Annotated in this window: 14 protein-coding genes; 10 read left to right on the top strand and 4 right to left on the bottom strand. The window is 74.4% G+C overall.

Features of this window, described 5'->3' with window-relative positions; genetic code table 11:
• The first annotated feature begins 31 nt into the window (after positions 1–31).
• The 7 genes from HD593_RS46820 to HD593_RS46790 all read left to right on the top strand — a co-directional run bounded on the left by HD593_RS46820 (position 32) and on the right by HD593_RS46790 (position 8,320).
• Positions 32–841, top strand: coding sequence for an LLM class F420-dependent oxidoreductase (locus HD593_RS46820; RefSeq protein ID WP_185109360.1), 810 nt, complete (start codon positions 32–34; stop codon positions 839–841).
• A gap of 78 nt (positions 842–919) precedes the next feature.
• On the top strand, positions 920–2,500 hold the full coding sequence (locus HD593_RS46815) for a serine/threonine-protein kinase (RefSeq protein WP_185109359.1): 1,581 nt from the start codon (positions 920–922) through the stop codon (positions 2,498–2,500).
• Between the two features lie 106 nt (positions 2,501–2,606).
• Positions 2,607–4,700: a protein kinase domain-containing protein gene (locus HD593_RS46810; protein ID WP_185109358.1), complete on the top strand. Its 2,094-nt coding sequence runs from the start codon at positions 2,607–2,609 to the stop codon at positions 4,698–4,700.
• Between the two features lie 51 nt (positions 4,701–4,751).
• A complete protein-coding gene (locus HD593_RS46805) occupies positions 4,752–4,964 on the top strand; it encodes a DUF6203 family protein (RefSeq protein ID WP_185109357.1) in 213 nt (70 codons plus the stop codon).
• A gap of 38 nt (positions 4,965–5,002) precedes the next feature.
• The gene (locus tag HD593_RS46800; protein ID WP_185109356.1) at positions 5,003–5,947 is read left to right on the top strand and encodes an RNA polymerase sigma-70 factor; all 945 of its coding nucleotides are present in this window, start codon (positions 5,003–5,005) and stop codon (positions 5,945–5,947) included.
• Positions 5,948–6,052: 105 nt separating this feature from the next.
• Positions 6,053–7,258, top strand: coding sequence for an NAD(P)/FAD-dependent oxidoreductase (locus tag HD593_RS46795; protein WP_185109355.1), 1,206 nt, complete (start codon positions 6,053–6,055; stop codon positions 7,256–7,258).
• Positions 7,259–7,315: 57 nt separating this feature from the next.
• Positions 7,316–8,320 (top strand): zinc-dependent alcohol dehydrogenase family protein, encoded by a 1,005-nt coding sequence (locus HD593_RS46790; RefSeq protein WP_185109354.1) that lies wholly within the window; start codon positions 7,316–7,318, stop codon positions 8,318–8,320.
• A 4-nt stretch (positions 8,321–8,324) separates the two neighbouring features.
• Here the strand turns inward: HD593_RS46790 and HD593_RS46785 are convergent, their stop codons facing one another.
• Positions 8,325–9,359, bottom strand: a complete 1,035-nt coding sequence (locus tag HD593_RS46785; RefSeq protein ID WP_185109353.1) for a PucR family transcriptional regulator — start codon at positions 9,357–9,359, stop codon at positions 8,325–8,327.
• A 96-nt stretch (positions 9,360–9,455) separates the two neighbouring features.
• Here HD593_RS46785 and HD593_RS46780 point away from each other — a divergent pair, with 96 nt between their 5' ends.
• The 3 genes from HD593_RS46780 to HD593_RS46770 are packed head-to-tail and all read left to right on the top strand — an operon-like array spanning position 9,456 to position 11,786.
• Complete coding sequence (locus HD593_RS46780; RefSeq protein ID WP_185109352.1) at positions 9,456–10,352, top strand: alpha/beta hydrolase; 897 nt, start codon at positions 9,456–9,458, stop codon at positions 10,350–10,352.
• 34 nt (positions 10,353–10,386) lie between these two features.
• A complete protein-coding gene (locus HD593_RS46775; RefSeq protein WP_185109351.1) occupies positions 10,387–10,821 on the top strand; it encodes a MerR family transcriptional regulator in 435 nt (144 codons plus the stop codon).
• Positions 10,818–11,786 carry an NAD-dependent epimerase/dehydratase family protein gene (locus HD593_RS46770; protein ID WP_185109350.1) on the top strand — a complete coding sequence of 323 codons (969 nt, stop codon included), beginning with the start codon at positions 10,818–10,820 and terminating at the stop codon, positions 11,784–11,786. Before HD593_RS46775 ends, HD593_RS46770 begins: the two co-directional genes overlap by 4 nt.
• Here HD593_RS46770 and HD593_RS46765 read toward each other — a convergent pair.
• The 3 genes from HD593_RS46765 to HD593_RS46755 form a co-directional block, all read right to left on the bottom strand.
• Positions 11,783–13,768 (bottom strand): hypothetical protein, encoded by a 1,986-nt coding sequence (locus HD593_RS46765; RefSeq protein WP_185109349.1) that lies wholly within the window; start codon positions 13,766–13,768, stop codon positions 11,783–11,785. The genes HD593_RS46770 and HD593_RS46765 overlap by 4 nt on opposite strands.
• Before the next feature lie 75 nt (positions 13,769–13,843).
• Positions 13,844–15,070: a Gfo/Idh/MocA family protein gene (locus HD593_RS46760; RefSeq protein ID WP_185109348.1), complete on the bottom strand. Its 1,227-nt coding sequence runs from the start codon at positions 15,068–15,070 to the stop codon at positions 13,844–13,846.
• 31 nt (positions 15,071–15,101) lie between these two features.
• Entirely contained in the window at positions 15,102–15,629 is a 528-nt protein-coding gene (locus tag HD593_RS46755; RefSeq protein ID WP_185109347.1) for a TetR/AcrR family transcriptional regulator, read from the bottom strand.
• Positions 15,630–15,651: the final 22 nt, after the last annotated feature.

Here is a 15,651-nt window from a genome sequence, read left to right as displayed (position 1 = left end):
CAATCGCTTGGTTCGCTGTGGGGAGTGTCATATGAGGCTCGGCGTCACGATGTTCGCGACAGATCTGGCCATGCCGGTCCACGAGCTGGCCAGGGCAGCCGAGGAGCGCGGCTTCGACTCGCTGTACGTGCCCGAGCACACCCACATCCCCGTCTCGCGGCGCACCCCCTACCCCGGCGGGGGCGAGCTGCCCGAGGAGTACAGGCGCACGCTCGACCCCCTGGTCGCGCTCTCCTACGCGGCGGCGGTGACCGGCAACCTCCGGGTCGGGACCGGCATCCTGCTCGCCGCCCAGCGCGACCCCATCGTCACCGCCAAGGCGCTGGCGTCCCTGGACCACCTCTCCGGCGGGCGGCTGGTCGTCGGGGTCGGGTTCGGGTGGAACGTGGAGGAGATCGAGAACCACGGTGTCCCGTACGGGCGGCGCCGCGAGGTCGCCAGGCGGAACGTGCTGGCCATGCAGGCGCTGTGGCGGGACGAGGTGGCCGTCGTCGAAGGGGTGGAGCCGTCCTGGTCGTGGCCCAAGCCCCACCGGATGCCGCCCGTCTACCTGGGCGGGGCTCCGGGGCCGAAGCTGTTCGCGCAGGTGGCCGAGTACGCCGACGGGTGGATGCCGATCGGCGGGCACGGCATCAAGGCGGCGCTGCCGGCGTTGCGGGAGGCGTGCGAGAAGGCCGGCCGGCCGCAGGCCTGCGAGGTCATCCCCTTCGGCACCCGGCCCACCCGGGACAAGCTGGACTACTACGCCTCGCTCGGGATCACCCAGGTGGTGGCGACCCTGCCGAGCGGGCCCGCGGACGTGGTGCTGCCTCTGCTGGACGAGTACGCGGCACTGCTGTGACCGCCGGCCGTCATCGGGGAATGCCTACTGAGCGGGAGCGCCGCCCGCATCCCCGGCCGGGCGGCATAATGGGAGGATATGTCCGAGCTACGTGCCGATGATCCCCAGCAGTTGGGGGCGTACCGGCTGACACGCAGGCTCGGTCAAGGCGGCCAAGGCGTCGTCTACCTGGGCGAATCCCCGCAAGGACCGCAGGTCGCGGTCAAGCTGCTGCATGCCAGCCTGTCCGGGGATCCGGATGCCAGGCGGCGGTTCCTGGGGGAGGTCGAGGCGGTCAGGAAGGTCGCGGCGTTCTGCACCGCGCAGCTCCTGGACGCCGACCTCGACGGGGACCGGCCGTACCTGGTCAGCGAGTACGTCGACGGGCCCTCGCTGCGCGAGCTCGTGATCGAGGAGGGGCCCAGGCGGGGCGGCTCCCTCGAACGGCTGGCCATCGGCACCGCCACCGCCCTGGGGGCGATCCACCGGGCCGGGGTGGTGCATCGGGACTTCAAGCCGGGCAACGTGCTGCTCGGCATCGACGGGCCCCGGGTGATCGACTTCGGGGTGTCGCGGCTGATGGACACCGCCACCACCACGACCCACCTGCCCATGGGGACGCCCGCGTACATGGCTCCCGAGCGGATGAAGGGGGAGCCCGCCGGGCCGCCCGCCGACCTGTGGGCCTGGGGGCTGACCGTCGCCTACACGGCCACGGGGCGGCCCGCGTACACGGCCGACACCCATCAGGAGGTGCTGGCCCGCGTCCTGTACGGGAAGCCCGATCTCGGGTCGCTGAGCGGGCGGCTGCGGGAGATCGTGGAGGCCTGCCTGGCTCGCGAGCCGGGGGAGCGGCCGGACGCCGAGGAGGTGCTGCGGCTGCTGCTCGGGCAGGACGCCGTCGAGGGCGACGTGCTGTCCACCGGGGCGATGGCCGCCATCGGCGAGGCGACCCGCGGGACGGGCGGTCGCGCGCGCAGGCCGGGTGGCACGGGGTCGCTGAGTGCTGTCGTGGGGCTGGGCGCGGCCGAGGCCGAGCCCGGCGTGATCACCGATCCCGATCCGACGACGAGCTTCCCCGCGATCACCGCGCCGCTGATGGCGGCGCGCGCCGAGGCGAAGGCCCGCGAGCAAGCCGCCGCCTCCGAGCCGCCGGCCACCGCCACCGGCAGCTCCGACGCAGGCGCCCCTGCCGGTGCCGGCGGCGACTCTGGGGCGGGCGGTCCTGACGGCGGGGACGGGGATCGGACCAGGGCGCTCACCCCGGACGTGCGGCGGCGGGTTCGGCCCTGGCAGGTGGGCGTGGTGGCGGCGGGGGTGGCGATGGCCGTGGCCGGGTTCCTGCTCTGGATGCGCGGGACGGCCGCGCAGGGCCTGGAGGGCACGTGGACGGGCTCGGCCGAGCACTTCACCGCCGGCCGGGTCTTCGCCGTCGAGCTGCACCTGACCGGCGACACGGGCGGCGCGATGCGCTGGGGCGCCGACCTGCACTGCTCGGGCAGACTCGGCCGGACGGGCGGCGGCATGGTGTTCACCCTCGACCAGGTCCAGGGCGAGGAGTGCTATCCGGGGACGCTCCGGATGTTCCCCACCTCGGACACCAACCAGATGGCCATCAAGGTCACACGCCAGGGTGAGGACGAAGTGACGTATTCGGGCAAGGTCGCGCGTACGTCCTGACCGGCTGTGTCACGTTCAGGCGGCGATTGGCCTGAGCACCGTTGACTGTTCGCGGCCCGTTGCCTTCAGTAGAGAGCAGAACGGGTGGCGGCGAGGGGAGGCGCCCGTGCCGACGGCGCAGCCGCTCAGAACGGGGGACCCGCAGCGACTCGGGGAGTACGCGCTTTCCGGGCGCCTGGGTGAAGGCGGGCAGGGCGCCGTGTTCCTCGGTTCGAGGGGCGGGGAGACGTACGCGGTCAAGCTCCTGCACGGGCCCGTGGGGGACGAGCGGGCGGCGTTCCTGCGGGAGGTGGAGCTGGCCAAGCATGTGGCGAGGTTCTGCACGGCCCAGGTGATCGACGCCGGGTTCGACGAGGGACGGCCGTACATCGTGAGCGAGTACGTGGACGGCCCCTCGCTGGCCCGCGAGGTCGCGCTCACCGGCCCCCGGCAGGGCGGGGCGCTGGAGCGGCTGGCGGTGAGCACGGCGACGGCGCTCGCGGCCATCCACCGGGCGGGCATCGTGCACCGGGACTTCAAGCCGCAGAACGTGCTGCTCGGCTCCGACGGCCCCCGGGTGATCGACTTCGGCCTGGCCAAGGCGCTGGACGCGGCGGCCACGGTGAGCGGGCGCGGGGTGGGCACGCCCGCGTACATGGCGCCCGAGCAGATCACCGCCTCGGCGGTCACGGGGGCGGCCGACGTGTTCTCGTGGGGCGCGACGATGTGCTTCGCCGCGAACGCCACGGCGCCGTTCGGCCAGGACTCGGTGGCGCCGGTGCTGCACCGCATCCTCACCGCCCCGCCCGAGCTGGGACGGCTGGACGGGCGGCTGCGCACGCTGGTGGCGGCCTGCCTGGACAAGGACGCCCGCAACCGGCCGAGCAGCAGGGAGCTGCTGTTCGAGCTGCTGGGGGAGTCGGCCGAGGGGGTGCCGCCCGAGGTGCTCCGCTCGCCGCCGCCGCACATCCTGCGGGCGCCGCCGCCGCTGATCCCCGAGCAGCGCTCGCACCGGTCCGGCGACGAGCCGCCGGGCATGTGGTCCCCGATGGCCGAGCCGGAGGCGACCGGAGCGGCGGGCGACGCCTACCGCCTGCCGCCGCCGGTGTCCCGGCCCCCCGACGAGCACTTACCGGCCACTCCGGGCACCACCCCCCGGACGGGCGCCACTTCCCGGACAGGCACCGGTCCGGTGGCCGCGGAGGAAGGCCCGGTTCAGGGCCGAGACCGGCCGGGAGCGGCGGATGAGGGCCGGGGCCATGGGTGGCCGGGAGCGGCGGACGAGGGCCGGAGCCGGGGGTGGCCGAGAGCGGCCATCGCGGTCTGCGCGGCGCTGCTGGCGACCGCCGCCGTGCTGCTCATCGTGATCGTCCCCGCGGTGACCGGGAACGACTCCGAGATCCGCGTCCCCCAAGCAGGCGGCAACCCGCTGACCTCCCCACCCCCGTCCCCCTCCTCCCCGCCGACCCAGGACCCCCCGACGCGGAGCACCGAGCCCGAACAACGATCCCGTGGCCCCCAGGAGCAGCCGACCACGAACCCGCCGACGGCGGCCCGCCCGGCCACGGTGGCCGTCCCCGCCCTGGTCGGCCTGGACAAGGCCGCCGCCACCAGGGCACTCAAGCGAGCCGGACTCGCCGCGGGCGCCGTCACCGAGCGCGACGCCCCCCAGCGGATCGGCCAGGTCCTGACCGCCAGACCGGCCCCCGGCACGGTCGTGAACCAGGGCAGCAAGGTGTCACTCCAGGTGTCGGCGGGCCTGCCCGTGCCGGAGCTGGCCGGCATGCAACGCAAGGCCGCCCAGGCGGCTCTCACCGGCGCCGGGCTCAAGCCGGGCGCCGTCACCCGCTCCTGCTCCCAGCAGCCGAACGGCCAGGTGCTGGCCACCTCGCCGAAGGCGGGCAGCCGCGTCCAGGGCGGCACGCCGGTGGCGCTCACCGTGGCACGCAACGGCACCCCCGTCCCCTCGGTCGTCGGCCGGCCGCGCGAGGACGCCCGTTCCGCGCTCGCCGCCGCCGGCCTGTCCGTACAGGTGCGGGAGCAGGCGGTGGAGGACGAGTCCCGCGTCGGCACCGTCCTGGCGCAGAGCCTCGCGCCGGGGACCTGCGCCGGAGCCGCCGCGCAGATCACGATCACGGCGGGCGTGGCCGCGCAGTCCGGCCCCGACCCCGGCGAGTCGCCGCCCACCCAGACCCCCACCGGCCCCGTCGCGGGCGACTGACAGTCGTGCGGCGCAGGCGTGCGCCGCTCTTCCCCGGGCAGGGGCGAGCCCATGAAGAACCTGCTCAAGCTCCTGCTGGCCAAGCGCATGGCCGGAACACCGCTCGGTCTGGCCGCCCTGGTCCTCGGCTGGTTCCTGGCCCGCCGCAGGCGGCGCCGGCACGCGTACGAGACCGAGCAAGAGACCGAACGCGTCGGCCGTCGCTCCGGCGTCGCCCCGCCCGCCCGTGCCGGCAGCCGGTCGAGGGCCGCTTCGCGGAGGTAGGCGGAGCCGATCACCCGGGCGCCGCCTATGATCGGGCCATGCCCTTGACCGCGAACGACGTCGACCGGTTCGTCGCCTCCAGGCCGCGGCTGGAGGCCATCGCCTACCGCCTGCTCGGCTCCGCCGCGGAGGCCGAGGACGCCGTGCAGGAGACGTTCCTGCGCTGGCAGGCCGCCGACGCCGAGCGCATCGAGGTGCCCGAGGCGTGGCTGACGAAGGTGCTCACCAACCTGTGCCTCAACCAGCTCGACTCGGCGCGGGCGCGCCGCGAGACCTACGTGGGCCGGTGGCTGCCCGAGCCGCTGCTCGCCGGCGACCCGATGCTCGGGCCCGCCGACACCGCCGAGCAGCGCGAGTCGGTCTCGTACGCGGTCCTCACCCTGATGGAGCGCCTGTCGCCGAACGAGCGGGCGGTGTACGTGCTGCGGGAGGCGTTCGACTACCCGCACCGGGAGATCGCCGAGATCCTCGACATCACCGAGGCCGCCAGCCAGCAGATCTTCCACCGGGCCAGGAAGCACGTCGCCGACGGCAGGAGCCGCACCGAGATCGACGAGGCCGCCGCCCGGCGGATCGTCGAGGAGTTCCTGGCGGCCGCCACCAGCGGCCGTACCGAGCCGCTGGTGCGGCTGCTGACCGAGGACGCCATCGCGGTCGGCGACGGCGGCGGGAAGATCCCGGCCAGGGTCAAGGCGTTCGAGGGCGCCGTCGCGGTCGCCACGTTCCTGCGCGGCCTGTTCAAGCCCGCCGAGGCCAAGCGGGCCATGGTCGGCGGGCGGCCCGAGATCCACATCACGACCGCGAACGGCGACCCCGCCGTGGTGGCCGTGCTGGACGGCCGGGTCGTCGCCGTCATGTGCCTGGAGATCACCCCCGAGGGCGTCGCCGCGTGCCGCAACCAGGTCAACCCCGACAAGCTCGTCCGCGCGACGGCGCAGTGGGCGGCGGCCGAGCACGGGGAGCCCCTGTTCACCGCGTTGTGAGCGGGGTGCGACGCGCGGTGTGACGCGCTTCACGCCGAGATCCTGTCAGGAAACCGCGGGCCGCCCGGTTCAAGGGGCGAAACCGCGCAAGACAGGAGCGAGGAAATGCAGCACCGCATCGTCGTCCTCGGAGCCGGGTACACCGGAGCCTTCGCCGCCGGCCGCCTCGCCAGGCGGCTGCACCGCCAGGATGTCGCCATCACGCTGGTCAACGCCGAGCCCGACTTCGTGGAACGGGTCCGCATGCACCAGCTCGCGACCGGCCAGCGGCTCAAGCCGCGGCCGTTCAGCGAGATGTTCGCCGGCACGGGCGTCGAGCTTAAGCAGGCGAGGGTCACCGGCGTCGACGCCGACCGCAAGCTCGTCAGCGTCGTGGACGTGCACGGCGCGGACACGACCGAAGAGCTCCCCTACGACACGCTCGTCTACGCCCTCGGCAGCGCCTGGAACCCCCGGGGCGTCCCCGGGACCACCGAGCACGCCTACGAGATCGCGAGCCGCCCCGGAGCGACCCGCCTGCGCGAGCGCCTGGAGCACCTCGGCGCCGGGCAGACCGTGGTCGTCGTCGGCGGCGGCCTGACCGGGCTGGAGGCGGCGACCGAGATCGCCGAGACCCGCCCCGACCTCGACGTGGCCCTCGTCGCCCGCGACGCGCTCGGCGACTGGCTCGCCCCCAGGGGCCGCGCGCACCTGTGGAAGGTCGCCCGCAACCTCGGGATCACCGTGCACGAGCACACTGACGTCACGGCCGTCGGCGCCGACCACCTCACCACCGCCGACGGCCGGACCATCCCGGCGGCGGTCACCGTGTGGACGGCCGGCTTCGCGGTCCACCCGATCGCGGGCGGGACCACGCTGGAGCTCGGCGGCACCGGCCAGATCGTGGTGGACGACACGATGCGCTCGGTCTCGCACCCGGACGTGTACGCCATCGGCGACGCGGCCCAGGTCATGGGCCCGGGGAACAAGCCGCTGCGGATGTCGTGCGCCTCGGGCCTGCCCACCGCCTGGCAGGCCGCCGACTCGATCGCGGCCCGCCTGACCGGCGGGAAGCTCCCGCACGCGCCGCTGCGCTACTTCAACCAGTGCATCTCGCTGGGCCGCAAGGAAGGCCTGATCCAGTACGTGACCGCCGACGACCGCGCCGTGCCCGCGGCACTGACCGGCCGGCTGGCCGCCGTCTACAAGGAGGTGATCTGCAAGAGCGCCGCCTGGGGTGTCGCGAACCCGATGTTCGGGCTGCCGGCCCGCCGCCGCCGCGTCGTGCGGGAACCCGCCGCGGCCGGCTCCTCCGCCAGGGCGGTGGCGTAGAGCACGATTCCCTGCCGGGAATTGCCGGGTCTTCGCCCGCGTCCGGAGGATTGCGGCATGCGTACCTATCGATTGCGACGGCCGGAGATCGTGGCCGAGGAGGCGCCGGTGCCCGAGCCGGGCCCCGGCGAGGTGCTGGTCCGGGTGCACGCGGCCTCGCTCAACAAGCGCGACCTGCTCATCCTGGACGGCACCTACTCCCTGCCCGCCCGGCCCGGGGTGATCCCGGTGAGTGACGGGGCGGGGGAGGTGGTCGCCGCCGGGCCGGGGGTGACGAGGTTCCGGGTGGGGGATCGGGTGGTGGGGTCGTACTGGCCGCGCTGGCACGACGGCCGCCTGCGGCCCGAGCTGGTGGACCAGCCCGGGTGCACCTCGGACGGGATGCTGACCGAGTACGCGCTGCTCGGCGAGCAGGCGGCGGTCGCCGTGCCGGAGCACCTGAGCTGGGCCGAGGCGGCGACGCTGCCGTGCGCGGCGCTGACCGCGTGGACCTCGCTGACCGGCGGCGGGAAGCCGCTGCCCGGCCGGACGGTGGTGACGCTGGGCACGGGGAGCGTGTCGCTGTTCGCCGTGCAGCTCGCCCGGCTGCTGGGCTGCCAGGTGATCGTCACCACGTCCCGCGCGGGCAACGCCGACCGGCTCAAGGAGCTGGGCGCCGACCACGTGATCGACTACACCGCCACGCCGGACTGGAGCCGGCGGGTACGCGAGCTGACCGGCGGCCAGGGCGCCGACCTGGTGGTGGACACCGCCGGCCCGGCCACCATCGACCAGTCCGTACGGGCCGCCGCGCTCTACGGCGAGGTGGTCGTGCTCATCACCCGCGACGCCACCAGCGACCGCCTGGAGATCTTCCACGAGGCGTACGCCTCCAGCCTGGCCACGCTCCGCCGCGTCTTCGTGGGCCACCGGACGGACCTGGAGGACCTGTGCGCGGCAGTCTCCGCCCACGGGCTGCGGCCGGTGATCGACCGGGCCTTCACGGACGTCCAGGCCGCCTACCGCCACTTCCGGGAGGGCTCACCGTTCGGCAAGGTCGTCATCGAGCTCGGCCCCGCCTGAGCCGTCACGACTGCAGCAGCCGCCACGCGGTGAGGGCGAGCCTGGTCCTGGTCAGCCCGGAGGGCTCGGTCAGCTCGATGCCCAGGGTCCTGCCGATCTGTTCGAGCCGGCGGGCGACGCTGCTGTGGTGCAGGTGCAGCAGGTCGGCGGCGCGGCGCAGGGAGCCGGTGGCGCAGTAGACGTCGAGGGTCTCCAGGTCCTCAGGGCTGGCCGCCATGCGGGCGATCGCGGCCACGTCGGCGTTGTCCTGCGCGGCGTCCTGCGGGATCTCGGCCAGCAGCGCCAGCGCGCCCAGGTCGCCGTAGCGGATGACGGGCTCGCGCGGGGTGGTGAAGCGGAGGGCGGTGCGGGCCTGCCGCCAGGACCGGTCCGGACTCCCGGCGGTGCCGATGCCGGCGTGCACGCCTCCGGGGAAGCCGGCCCTGTCCACGGTGGTGGCCAGGATCACGCCGGTGTCGCCGAGCGGCGCGGCCTTCACCGGGCGGGCCGGGCAGATCAGGGCGCCGACCTGGTCGAGGGGCAGCGGCGAGCGTACGGCGACGACGCGGACGGGCAGGCCGGCGGCGAAGCCCAGCAGCCGCAGCGCCCGCGCCCTGGCGGCCTCGTCGGTGTCGGCGCTGATCACCAGCTCGACGAGGGCGGGGTCGGCCATGGTGGTGCGGGCCGGGCCGTACCTCTCGACGACGCCCGCGGCGGCGATCGCGAGCCGGTCCAGCAGCAGCTCGTCGAGGGGGCCCGCGGTGCCGGGGCGTTCCAGCCACACCGTGCCGATCTCCTCCTCGTCGAGCGTGATCGGCACCGTGGTGGACGCGGGCAGCGCCGGGCCGGACTCCCGCGTGCCGCTGGGCGTCATGCGGATCACCTGCGCCGTACCGTGGAGCCGGATGCCGGCCACGCACTCGGCCAGCACCGCGGAGGCGCGCGCCAGCGCCGGGAGATCCACCCGACGGCGCATCAGCGTGTCGTAGAACATGACGACCCGGATCGCGCCTTCGGACAGCCGATCCAGTTGCGACAGCCGTAAGGCCAGTGCCTCCATGACAACGAGCATATGCGCCGATCGGCGCACGATCCGGGGCGAAGGCCCGACAGATGTCGGGTGATCGGGAGGAGGCCCTCCGGCAGGATGGCCGGCATGGACTCCGAACTCGAAGCGTTCATCCCGCTGTTCCCGCCGGCCGACCTGACCGACCCCGTCGCCGCCCGCGCGGAGCTCGCCGCGCTGGCCGGCGCGGTGCCGGCGACCGGCGTCGAGGACCTGGTCGTCGAGGACCGCACGGTGCCGGGCGACCCCGGCGTGCCGGTACGGATCTACCGCCCGCGCCAGGCCCAGGGCGCCGTCATCTGGCTGCACGGCGGCGGGTACGTCATGGGCGACCTGGACACCGAGCACCCGTGGGCCACCAGGGCCGCGAACCTCTCCGGAGCGGTGGTGATCTCGGTCGCGTACCGCCTGGCGCCCGAACACCCCTTCCCCGCCGCCCTGGACGACGCCTACGCCGTTCTGACCTGGGCGAGCGAGCACGCGGCCGAGCTGGGCCTGGACCCGGACCGCATCGCCGTCGGCGGCCACAGCGCCGGCGCGGGGCTCGCGGCCGGGGTCGCGCTGCGGGCCCGCGACGAGCAGGGGCCGCAGATCCGCTTCCAGCTCCTGCACCAGCCCGGGCTCGACGACCGGCAGCAGACCTGGTCCCAGCGGAACTTCACCGCCACGCCCTGGATGACCCGCGACAAGTTCGCCACGTCGTGGCGGCACTACATGGGCTCGCGGACCGCCACCCCGTACGCCGCCCCGGCGCGGGCCGAGGACCTGTCCGGCCTGCCACCGGCCTACGTCGCCACCGCCGAGTTCGACCCGCTGCGCGACGAGGGCATCGAGTACGCGCTGCGGCTGCTGCAGGCCGGGGTGTCCGTCGAGCTGCACCAGTGGCCGGGCACGTTCCACGGCTCGCAGGCGATCGTGTCGGCCGAGGTGTCGCAGCGGCAGATCGAAGAACTCGCCGGAGCACTGCGCCGGGCACTCGCCGTTTGACTTCAAGCGCTTGAAGTATGTTCTCCTGACCAGCGTGACGACTTTCACCATTCAGGACGTCTCCCGGCGCAGCGGGCTGAGCGAGCCGACCCTGCGCTACTACGAGGACGTGGGGCTGATCGGCCCCATCGCCCGCGACGAACGCAGCGGTCACCGGCGGTACCGCACCGAGGACGTCAGCGAGATCGAGATCCTGGCCTGCCTGCGCGCCGTGGGCGTGGGCATCGAGGACATGCGCACGTACCAGGCCAATCGCAGCCGCGGGCGGGAGGCGGCGGCCGAGCAGCGCGACCTGCTGCTGCGGCACGCCGAGCGCGTCGAGGCCGAGATCGCCGCGCAGCAGGCGCGGCTGGTCTACCTGCGCGAGAAGGCGGCGCTGTGGGACGCCCGCGACCGCGGCGACGCCGCCGCGGAGGAGGCGGCGTGGCAGCGGATCATGGAGGCGGTCGTGGGATTGGAGCTGCTGTGACGAGCCCGGTACTGGTCACCGGCGGGTCAGGATACGTGGGCTCGCACCTGGTCGCCGCGCTGCTGCGGGAGGGCAGGCGGGTACGCGCCACCGTACGCTCGAAGGAGCGCGAGCCCGGCCTGCGAGAGGCGGTCCGCCGGGGCGGCGCCGACGACGCCGGGCTGGAGGTCGTCGCCGCGGACCTCATGTCCGGCGATGGCTGGCCGGCCGCCGTGGACGGCTGCGAGGAGGTGCACCACGTCGCCTCGCCGATCCCGATCGCCCAGCCCGAGGACCCCGACGAGCTGATCGTCCCCGCCCGCGAGGGCACGCGGCGGGTGCTGCGGGCCGCGCGTGACGCGGGCGCCCGGCGCGTCGTGCTCACCTCGTCGTTCGCCGCCGTCGGATACACCCCCAAGCCGGGCGCCGAATACACCGAGGACGACTGGACCGATCCCGGCACGCCGGGGCTGGCGCCCTACCCGCGCTCCAAGGCGATCGCCGAGCGGGCCGCGTGGGACCTGATGCGCGGCGGCGGTACCGAGCTGGCCGTGGTCAATCCGACGTTCATCCTCGGGCCGACGCTCACGACCGCGCTGGGCAGCTCCATGCAGTTCGTCAAGATGGGGATCGAGGGGGTGATGAGCGTCGTGCCCCGGCAGCGGTTCGGCATCGTCGACGTCCGCGACGTGGCCGACCTGCACCTGCGCGTCATGGCCGCGCCCGAGGCCGCGGGCAGGCGGTTCCTGGCCGTCTCCGACGGTCCCGCGTGGAGCTTCCTGGAGGTGGCCGAGGTGCTGCGCCGGCGGCTCGGCCCGCTCGCCGCGCGCGTACCGGAGCGGGAGGCGCCGGGAGAGGACCCGCCGCGGCCCGTCATCCACAACGACCGGGCCCGCGAGCTCGGCTGGCGGCCGCGTGCCGTCGAGACGACGATCGTGGAATCGGCCGGGAGCCTGCGGGAGCTCGGCCTGCTGAACGGCCTCTAGAGCCGGCGTTTCCTGCGCGCGGGCCGGGTGCCCGTGCCCGTGCCGGGGATGAGGCGCAAGGGGCGGTCGCGCAGGGGCTCCGCCACCAGCTCGCGCAGCTCCGCCAGGCCGGCCACGTCGTGGTGGCCCGAGTCCAGGATCGCCGCCGCCAGCTCGTACGCGCCGTGCCCCGCCATCGACCTGAGCTGCTCGACGAGGACCTGAGGGCCGCCGAGCTCCAGCAGGGTCAGGAAGTTCTCCGCGCCCAGCAGCAGGTGCTCCCGCTGGTCCAGCGTGCCCGGGTCCACCTCGCCCGCGTCCACCAGGAAGGTCAGGGCGGTGGGGGCGAGGACGGGGTCGTGGCGCAGGGTCCGGATCAGGGCCCAGCCCTGGGGGAGGGCCTCGGCGAGCACGGCGAGCATGGCGGCGGCCCGGGTGCGGAAGGGGCAGCCGCGGATCGCCCGCAGCAGCGTCTCCACGTCCTGGCCGGGGCGGGAGAGCCAGGCGTTCAGCTCGACGGCGGCCTCCCGGGGCGGGTAGTGCTGGGAGAGGACGCCGAGCAGCTCCGCCGCGGGAGCGGTGGCCAGCTCGCCGATCAGCGGGGCGTCGCGGCCCTGGGCCAGCAGGTGCTCGCGCACGGAGCGCAGGGCCAGCGGCGTGAGGCGGGCCAGCAGCAGGCCGGGCTCGGCCAGGCGGCGGCGCAGGCGTTCCACCGCGTCCGGCGGCAACGCCTGGTCGTCGTGGTCGAGGTCGCTGGAGTACAGCTCGTCCGCGGGGCCGCGGGTGAGCTCCACGGCGCCCAGGTCGGCCAGCACCTCCAGGGCCCGCTCCAGGTCGAGGGCGCTCTGGCGGCGCCAGAGGTCCTTGAGCGGCTCTGGCGTGCCGTCCATGACCAGGTACTCCTGGCAGGCCAGCCAGACCGTCTCCGCCAGGCGGGGCACGGGCAGGTCGTCCATGCCGTACAGGGTGTTGAGCACGTCGGGGAGCACCTCGTCGAAGCAGCGGCCGAGCACGGCGGCCTGGCCGCCCAACGCGATCGACCCGCCGAGGCCGGGAAGGGCCTCGAAGGCGCGCGCCCACAGCGCCGCCGGGTCGCGCAGCAGCGGGGCGGCCCTGGGCGCCTGGAGGAGGCGGCCCCTGACGGTGCGGACCAGGCCCAGCCGCTTCGCCCAGGCCAGCAGCAGGGCCAGCTGCGGCAGGTCGGCGGAGGTGCGGACCTGGAGTGACTTCTCGCCGGTGCCCAGGAGGACCGACAGCTCGCGGGCGTCGGCGAGCGTGAGGTTGCCCTGCCTGGTGAGGGGGCGGCCCACCTCGCCCGCCCAGCCGGCCAGCGCGCCGAGGCGCTGCACCGTCGTGCTGCCGGCGGCGGCCGCCGCCAGGTCCGCCGGCGCGGGCAGCTCGACGGGCGGCTGGAGGAAGCCGCGCTCCTCCTCCAGGTCCGGCTCCGTCCGGGTGAAGCGGGCTTCCAGGAGCTGGTTGAGCAGCTCCCGGTCGTAGCGGATGCGGCCGGCGTCGAGATCCAGCTTGAAGTCCCGCAGCGCGCCCGGCCCCGCGAGGTCGTTGCCGTGGTCGAGGGCCGTCTGGGCCCAGAACTTGGCCAGCCCCTGGAGGCGAGGGTCGTCCAGGGCCTCGCGGAAGTCGGGCAGGGCACGCGTGATGGCGTCGTCCGCCGCCGCCGGGGCGGCGCCCCGCGGGTCGCGCAGGCCGGCGGCGGCGAGGAAGTGCAGGAACGTGCGGAGGATCTCCGGCGCGATCTCCAGGATCTCCCTGGGGGTCACGACGTACTTCGGGACCCAGGCCAGCAGGTAGCGCCTGATCTGGGGCTCGTCCCAGTAGGCGAGGCGGCCGTCGCGGCTGTGGTGCCGGGCCTCGATGGCGGCGGCCAGCAGGAGCTCGTCGGCGGGGCGGCCGTGCTCGTCGGCCCAGCTGAGACAGCGCCTGATCAGGACGTTTCTGGTCGCCTCGTACTCCTCCGTCTCCTCGGGTTCGAACCACGTACGCAACCGCGGCTCCCCTCCGTCGATGAGGTGTCGCACCTCAGTATTCCGGGTGCCGTGCCGCTAATGGGGCTACTTGCGCTACTTCGCTGCTTCCAGGGAGACGGTCTCGCCCGTCAGCCGTGACCGCTCCGCGGCCCAGGCGATGAGGTGGCTGTGCAGGCTCTCGGCAGGCGAGGACAGGATCGGCGCGCGGTCCCGCGTGGCGACCGCCGTCAGGAACGCCTCCACCAGTGCTCCGTCACCGCCTCCGTGCCCGCCCCTGGCCGTGCCGTCCCCGCTCGGGCGGGTGTCGACGACGGAGGAGCGGCCGGTGACGAAGTCGTGGACGGTCAGGCGGTCGCCGTCGCCGTCGATGGAGCCGCGGGTGCCGAAGATCCGGGTCTGCCGGTGCAGCGCGGGCGTGAACGCCGTCATGGTGAACGACGCGGTCGTGCCGCCCTCGAACTCCAGGTTCACGACCTGGTGGTCGACCACGTCGTTGTCGCACGCGTACACGCACCTGCCGTACGGGCCGGTCCTGAGCGCCTCCAGAACCCCCGCCTCGGAGACGTCGTCCGTGAGCACGGACAGCGGCCAGGCGTGCTCGCCGGCGAGCGGCAGGTAGAGGCGCGTGGCCGAGTACGGGCAGCCGGGCTCGACGGAGCAGTCCAGGCAGCGGTCCGCGGCGCCCGCCGGGCGGTTCTCCGGCCGGAAGTGGTGCAGGCCGCCGAAGGAGGAGACGCGCCTGACCTGCCTGCCCGTGACGTGGACCAGCCAGTCGAGGTCGTGGCACGACTTGGCCAGCAGCATGAACGTGGACTCGTCGGCCCGCCGCCAGTTCCCCCGCACGTACGAGTGCGCCTGGTGCCACCACCCGACCGGCTCCAGGTGCTGGACGCTGACGATCTCGCCGATCCGCCCCGCGTCGAGCAGCGCCTTCAGGGCCCGCGTGTACGGCGTGTAGCGCAGCACGTGGCACACCGCGAACACCGCCCCGGACCGCTCGGCCGCCGCCACGATGGCACGGCAGTCGTCCTCGGAGACCGCCATCGGCTTCTCCAGCAGGACGTCGTAACCCAGCTCGGCGAAGCGCACCGCGGGCTCGGCGTGGTCGCGATCCTGCGTGGCGATGACCACCGCGTCCGCCTGCCGGGGCAGCGCGGCCAGCTCCCGCCAGTCCGCGTACGGCACGGCGTCCGGGAACCTGCCGCGCCGGCCGTCCAGCGGATCGGCCACCGCGACCACCCGGGCCCTGCCGGTCGCGGTGGCGTGGCGGCCGTAGGACGTCCCCCTCGAACCCGCCCCGACGACGGCGAGTGTCACCATCCGAGTCGCCTCCCCTTTCCATGTGCCGGCCTCAGAAGGCTCTGGCGAGCTCCAGCAGGACGTCACGGACCTGCTCCTCCGGCAGGTCCATCGTCTTGACCGCCCCCCACTGCAACGCGCCGAGCAGGGCCCAGCTCTTCAGCCTGATCTCGGGGGCCGGGTCGTCGCCGACCAGTTTGGCGTAGATCGTGTCCCTGAACGTCCTGATCTGGTCGCGCTCGGAGCCGGGCGCGGTCGTGGCGTCGTCCGCGGCCAGGTCCTCCATGAACAGCCGGATCACCGACCGGTAGCGCGCCGCGAACTCCACCAGCGCCTCGACGAACTCGGCCCGGCTCGCGTACGGCGCGTCGAGCAGCGCCAGCATGTCGCCCGCCACCGGGGACAGCAGCTCCAGCGCCAGCCGGTCCTTCGGATGGAAGTGGTAGGCGACCGCCGTCTTGGTCAGCCCGACGGCGGCGGCGATGTCGGACAGGGAGGTGGCCGCGTAGCCGCGCTCGGCGAACAGCTCCCGGGCGGCGGCCAGGATCCGGGTGCGGGTGTCGTCGGATGATGTGGTCATCGTCTCATTTCCCTGCGGGAGC

Source organism: Nonomuraea rubra, assembly GCF_014207985.1.
GTDB classification, from domain to species: Bacteria; Actinomycetota; Actinomycetes; order Streptosporangiales; family Streptosporangiaceae; genus Nonomuraea; species Nonomuraea rubra.
Note: the sequence above shows the minus strand (reverse complement) of the source record. Positions and strands in the feature narration are given on the sequence as shown.